This is a genomic window from Cyanobium sp. LEGE 06143, from assembly GCF_015207535.1.
Taxonomy (GTDB): Bacteria; Cyanobacteriota; Cyanobacteriia; order PCC-6307; family Cyanobiaceae; genus NIES-981.
Genome location: NZ_JADEWP010000172.1, coordinates 1 through 5,762, shown reverse-complemented (window position 1 = coordinate 5,762; position 5,762 = coordinate 1). Strand labels below are relative to the sequence as shown.

Sequence of the window (5,762 nt, the reverse complement as noted above, 5' to 3'; positions counted from 1 at the left end):
GAACCCGGTCCGCCGGGACGGGGAGGTTGGGAGGCCTCGGCAGGGTGGCCGCCCCGGCGGACCGGGTTCAGCGCGCCAATGGTATGGGTGCTGCCCGGGGACTGCAACAGAAAAGCGCCTTGCTGCAACGGATCTGGTGCCCGTTTGGTGCWGAATCGCCCAAATCAGGGTGCCGATCGCAACGCCACGGCCCCCTCCGTCACGAGTTTGGCGCCGCGCAGCGCACCCAGGCCGCCGCCGCAGGCGATCCACTCGGGGGAGCCTGGCGGCAACCAGCCCCGCAGCGCCTCGAGGCTGGCCAACTGTCGCGGCCAGTGGAAACAGCGCGCCGTGCGCAGCGGGGCGATCGCATTCGGGCCAACGGGGGCCAGCAGCCTGCCGCAGAACAGCACATCCAGCTGCGGGCCACGCGCATGCACCACGCAGGCACCCGGCGTGGGCCCGGGCGTCCAGAGCAGGCGTACCCCCGGCGCCAGCTCACACGTCGCCCCGAAGCTGCGCAGCGGCGCCACCCCCGGCAGCAGGTAGGCCTCCTGCTCCTGCACCAGCACCTCCCAGCCGATGGCCTGCTGCACGCGGCGGCAGCGGCCATGGCCCTCGCGACTGGTGAGCACCAGCAGCCCAGGTCCGCGGGCGCTCAGCCAGTCGAGGTTGGCCTGGCTGTAGCCGGGGCAGTCGATCAGCAGATCAAAGCTCAGGCCAGTGGCGCTGGCCTCCAGCAGCCAGCTGCTGCCCCCCTGGCTGTCGCGGCTGGGGGCGAACAGCCACAGGCCGGGCCGCACCGCCTGGGGAGGGCGGCCGGGCTCAGCTGGAAGGGCAAGTGCTGACAGTGGCCTGAGCCGGGAAGGTCTGTCTAGTTTGTTGGGCAAGCTGGCCCGAGCCGTTGTCTGCCCCATCCATCTCGGCCCCAGCGGCGCCCGTGGCGACCCGCCGGAGTCGTCCCGGAGCCATCCATCCCGGGCGCCCGGGCCCGCTGGGTTCATCCCTCACCTCCCGCGGGGTGAACTTCTCGGTGGTGGCTCCTCGGGCCACCCGGCTGGAGCTGCTGCTGTTCAGCCACCCGGACGCCCTCGAACCCAGTCGCGTCGTGGCGCTCGATGGCCGCCACCGCTCAGGTGATCACTGGCATGTGGAGGTGGAGGGTCTGGGGCTGGGCTGCTGCTACGGCTACCGGGTGTTCGGCCCCCTCCAGCCTGGCGGCCACAGCTTTGCCCCCTCCAAGGTGCTGCTGGATCCCTGCGCCCGGGCCATCGCCGGCTGGCAGGGCTACCGCCGCGACGCCGCGGTCGGCGCCGCCCCCAACAGCTCCTGCTGCCTGCGGGGCGTGGTCACCGAGCGCGACCGCTTTGATTTCGAAGCCGCGCCCCGGCCACGCCACAGCTGGCAGCGCAGCGTGATCTACGAGCTGCATGTGGGGGGCTTCACCCAGGGGGCCGGCTGTCCGGTGACGGCCGATCGCCAGGGCACCCTGCTGGGGCTGATCGACACCCTGCCCCAGCTGCGGGAGCTGGGCATCACCGCGATCGAGCTGTTGCCGGTGATGGCCTTCGATCCCGGCGACGCGCCGCCGGGCCGCCAGAACCACTGGGGCTACAGCCCCCTGAGCTGGATGGCCCCCCACCCGGATTACCTGGTGGGGAACGATCCCCTCGGCGCCCGCGACCAGGTGCGACAGCTGGTGAAGGCCTGCCACCTGGCGGGCATCGAGGTGCTGCTGGATGTGGTCTACAACCACACCAGTGAGGGCAACCAGCACGGCCCCACCCTGAGCTGGCGCGGCTTCGCCGACCGCCTCTACTACCAGCAGAGCGCCCTGGGCGAGTACCAGGACGTGAGCGGCTGCGGCAACACGATCGCCGCCAACCGGCCGCTGGTGCAGCACCTGATCCTGGAATCCCTGCGCTGCTGGGCCACGGAGCTGGGCGTGGATGGCTTCCGTTTCGACCTGGGCATCGCCCTGAGCCGGGGTGAAAACCTGTCGCCCCTGGCCCGGCCACCGCTGTTCGAGGCCATGGAGGCCGACCCCGACCTCGCCGACCTGAAGCTGATCAGCGAACCGTGGGACTGCGGCGGCCTCTACAAGCTGGCCGACTTCCCAGCCCGGCGGGTGTCCACCTGGAACGGCCGCTTCCGCGACGACCTGCGCCGCTTCTGGAAGGGCGATGAAAACTGCTCCTGGGCCGTGGGCCAGCGGCTGAGCGGCAGCCCCGACCTCTACAACCTGATGCCGGCCCACCCGGGTCAGGCCATCACCTTCCTCACGGCCCACGACGGCTTCACCCTGGCCGATCTGGTGAGCTTCAACGGCAAGCACAACCTGGCCAACGGTGAGGACAACCGGGACGGCGACAACCACAACAACAGCTGGAACCACGGCGTGGAGGGCCCCAGCAGCGACCATGCCGTGAGGGCGCTGCGGGAGCGGCAGCTGCGCAACCTGCTGAGCACCCTGCTGCTGGCTCCAGGCGTGCCCATGCTGCTGATGGGCGATGAGGTGCGACGCAGCCAGGGAGGCAACAACAACACCTGGTGCCAGAACAACCCCCTCGGCTGGATGCACTGGCAGCCCGACAGCAGCGATCTGGCCCTGCGCCGCTTCGTGCGGCGGCTGCTGAGCCTGAGACGGCATCTGGTGGACCTGATCAACCCCGAACTGCCGCTGCAGGAGCGGCCCCAGAGCCGCCACGACGATCACCAGCAGCGCTGGCGCCAGTGGCACGGCGTGGAGATCACCCGGCCGGACTGGGCCAGCTGGTCGCACACCGTGGCCTGGAGCATCAACGACCCCACCCAGGGACCGCTGCTGTGGTGTGCCATGAACGCCTACAGCAAAGCTGTGCACTTCGACCTGCCGGTCTCCACCTCCGGCTGGCTGCGGGTGATCGACACCGCTCTGCCGGCCGGCCAGGACCTGCCGGCCCGTCCTGGGATCTGGACGCCGTCCGGCATCCCCCTGGAGAGCCGCAGCCTGATGCTGCTGGTGGCGCGCCGCCGCCTGGAGGGGGTGAAGCTGGATTGAGCGCCAGGGACCAGGACGCCGCCGCAAGGGAGCGGCAGCAGGCTTAACAATCTGTCACGGTTAACACTTCTTTACACTAGGTTGGTGGCCGTTCCGAGCTGAGTGTCATGGTCTTTGCCCTTCTCTATGCGGTGGCTGCGGCTGTGCTGCTGTGCAGCTCCTTCGCGCTGATGAGCCAGGGCTTCAGCAGGGGTGCAGAGCGGCCGACGATCCGCAGCCGCCACCCGGAGGCTCCCCAGCCCGGTGAGCGCCTGCTCTACGTGGACCTCAACCGCGAGCGCCTCGAAGCCCTCTATCAACAGGCCTCCTGAGCCGTCCCTGGCCTCAAGGGGCCCCATTCCGGATGGGGGCATGCCGTCTCCCATCTGTTTGCTTCGGTCTGCATCCAGACAACCAGCAAAAAGCGGCGCTGTCCCTGGGGAAGGCGCCGCTGCTGCGTTGGGGGCTTGGAGCCGGGATCAGCCGAGGCCGATCTGGCCGAGGATGCCCTGGCCGGTGAGAACTTCGGTGGCAAGACCGATCACGAAGCCGAGCATGGCCAGGCGGCCATTCCAGGTTTCGGCGAAGGCCACGAAGCCGAAGCGGGAAGCGGAGTCAGTCATGGTTGCGCTTGGTTGCGAAACGTGAAGAAATAGTAACAGTGGTCGGAGCCGTTTGGGGCGCCGCGGGACCCGAAACGGGGGGCGGTTTTCCGGCCCTGCCCCTTTCTCAGTCAACACTTCACGTTTCGTTACCCAGCTTGCCAGAGTTTTGGGAGATCTCCCTTGAACGATGACCACCGCCCAACTCCTCGAGGGCTTCGCCGGGCTCACCGGCTCCCTGATGGCCCTCTGGCTGCTGCGCCTGAACCGGCCCGACCTCGCCCCGGCCGAGACCGCAGGCCCGCTCACCCGCCTGTTGCAACGTCCGGCTGTGCAGGGCGGCTTGAGCCGCTATGTGCTCGAGAAGGGCACTGCCGCCAACCTCGGCCTGCTGGCCCTGCGGCTGGCGATCGGCCTGATGATGATTCACCACGGCCAGGACAAGCTCGCCAATCCCCAGGCCTTCGCCGACACCTATGTGGCGCCGCTGCACCTGCCCTTCCCCCTGCTGCTCGCCTACGTGGCCGGCTTCTCGGAGGTGGTGGGCAGCTGGCTGCTGATCCTGGGCCTGCTCACACCGCTGGGAGCCCTGGCGATCACCGGCACCATGGCCGTGGCCGCCTATCACCACATCCTCACAGCCGGGCTCAACATCTACGTGCTGGAGCTGGTGGTGCTGTACCTCGGCGGCAGCCTGGCCCTGCTGTTGCTCGGCCCTGGGCGCCTTTCCTTTGACGGCGCCATCACCGCTGAGCTGGTGCGGGAGTCGGTCGATGGTCCCCGCGACGGCCGTCCGGCTGCTCAGCCCCAGGCAGTTGCCGTCAGCGCCGGTCAGGGAGCCTGAGCGGCTCAGACGGGCGGCCGACAATGGGTGGGTGCTTCGCCTGCTGGCAGCACCGACCCGCACCAGCAGCACCGTGAGCCTGCACGTCAAGACCATCGACCGCTGCTGAGCTCAGTGAACATCGGCCTGGGGATGCTGGAATCCGACCAGCACTTCAGCGATCCCCGCTTCGACGGAATCACCCAACCGTGGAATTTTCGCCATGGCGGTGGGAGACACCCCCCTACAGCTGCTGGGACAGCCCTGAGTGGAACCTCCAGACCCCTTTCCCTGTCTGGGCTCGAGGCTGAGCTCCTTCTGAGTTTGCGCGCAATCGTTCGCAAGATTTCAGATGTGACAGCAGGATTAGCAGGTCAGCCGTCCTCTTGAACCCAGCCCAGCTCCCTGCCGCGGTCCAGAGCACCACGTCGCACGCCTCAAACCCCGCCTTGGCCCGGCGGAGGGTGTCGGCCTTGCTGCTTCCCCGCCGGACGTACAGCTCAGCCTGATCCAGTCTGACAATCAGCGCCAACTACTCCAGCAGGCGGGGGGGCGTGTCGATGCGCTCCAGCAGGTGCCCGACCAGACCGACACCGATTTGCCGCCATAGGCAGTCACCAACATCAAGCAGCCCCTCGTGCCGTTCAGCCACCAGGCTCTCGGTGCTTGGAATGGCCTCGTGCCAGCCGTGGCGTTGTTGGTTACGGAAGCCCATCAGCCCAACCCCTCGCGCTGGAGCAGCTGCAGGTCCTTCGGTCCGTTGCGGTCCACGGGCAGCTCCCTAGGGCGCTCCACCTCTCCCGTTAAGTACCGCTGGATCACTCTGCCGGGATCTTCTGCAGTTGGCGCAGTTGCGGCTAGGCGTTTCCCCTCAGCAGTACCACTTTCTGCATCAGGCCCTCAAAGGCGACATGGTTCTGGTCGCACTTCCAGATCTACACTAGGCACCGCAGGTGAGTCTGATCACGACGGCGATTAGGGCAGCAAGGCACTCTTCAACTGAAGATCGCTTCTTGCATCTAGAGAAGGTAGGCCTTCGCCACAACAGTCCACCGATCCATTCCCCCATGTCGGCTCCGCCATGCAAGGAGCCGAGCGCTCGTTTCATTGCCGCAGCTGCTCCAACAGCGTCTGGGTGAGGGCCGGCTCATAGCGGGTCGTGAAAATCCCATAGCCCGTGCCCTGGAAGCTCACAGACTTGGCATAGGCACATGACGTGACCCCCTTTATCGGTCCAGGGCTTATGAGAGTGGGTGGTTGTGGTCATGCTGCAGCTCCCTGTTGAGCTGCCTCCAGGGGCGTACGCCCCTGGAGGGCCGAGTGCGGCCTGAGTGAGTTG

At 67.7% G+C, this 5,762-nt stretch carries 6 protein-coding genes; 3 read left to right on the top strand and 3 right to left on the bottom strand.

Annotation, left to right across the window (positions count from 1 at the left end; translation table 11 throughout):
* Window positions 1-164: 164 nt before the first annotated feature.
* Window positions 165-782: an MBL fold metallo-hydrolase gene (locus tag IQ216_RS11240; RefSeq protein WP_370566717.1), complete on the bottom strand. Its 618-nt coding sequence runs from the start codon at window positions 780-782 to the stop codon at window positions 165-167.
* Between the two features lie 167 nt (window positions 783-949).
* On the opposite strand from IQ216_RS11240, the gene IQ216_RS11235 reads away from it, so the two are divergent.
* Window positions 950-3,019, top strand: a complete 2,070-nt coding sequence (locus IQ216_RS11235) for an isoamylase (RefSeq protein ID WP_193815529.1) — start codon at window positions 950-952, stop codon at window positions 3,017-3,019.
* A gap of 107 nt (window positions 3,020-3,126) precedes the next feature.
* Window positions 3,127-3,330 carry a hypothetical protein gene (locus IQ216_RS11230; protein WP_186697162.1) on the top strand — a complete coding sequence of 68 codons (204 nt, stop codon included), beginning with the start codon at window positions 3,127-3,129 and terminating at the stop codon, window positions 3,328-3,330.
* A gap of 147 nt (window positions 3,331-3,477) precedes the next feature.
* Here IQ216_RS11230 and IQ216_RS11225 read toward each other — a convergent pair whose 3' ends face one another.
* Entirely contained in the window at window positions 3,478-3,621 is a 144-nt protein-coding gene (locus tag IQ216_RS11225; protein WP_186697161.1) for a chlorophyll a/b-binding protein, read from the bottom strand.
* Window positions 3,622-3,790: 169 nt separating this feature from the next.
* Between IQ216_RS11225 and IQ216_RS11220 the strand changes: the two genes are divergently transcribed.
* A complete protein-coding gene (locus tag IQ216_RS11220; RefSeq protein ID WP_186697160.1) occupies window positions 3,791-4,444 on the top strand; it encodes a DoxX family protein in 654 nt (217 codons plus the stop codon).
* Between the two features lie 511 nt (window positions 4,445-4,955).
* Here the strand turns inward: IQ216_RS11220 and IQ216_RS11215 are convergent.
* The gene (locus tag IQ216_RS11215) at window positions 4,956-5,138 is read right to left on the bottom strand and encodes a hypothetical protein (protein WP_193815528.1); all 183 of its coding nucleotides are present in this window, start codon (window positions 5,136-5,138) and stop codon (window positions 4,956-4,958) included.
* Between the last annotated feature and the right edge of the window lie 624 nt (window positions 5,139-5,762).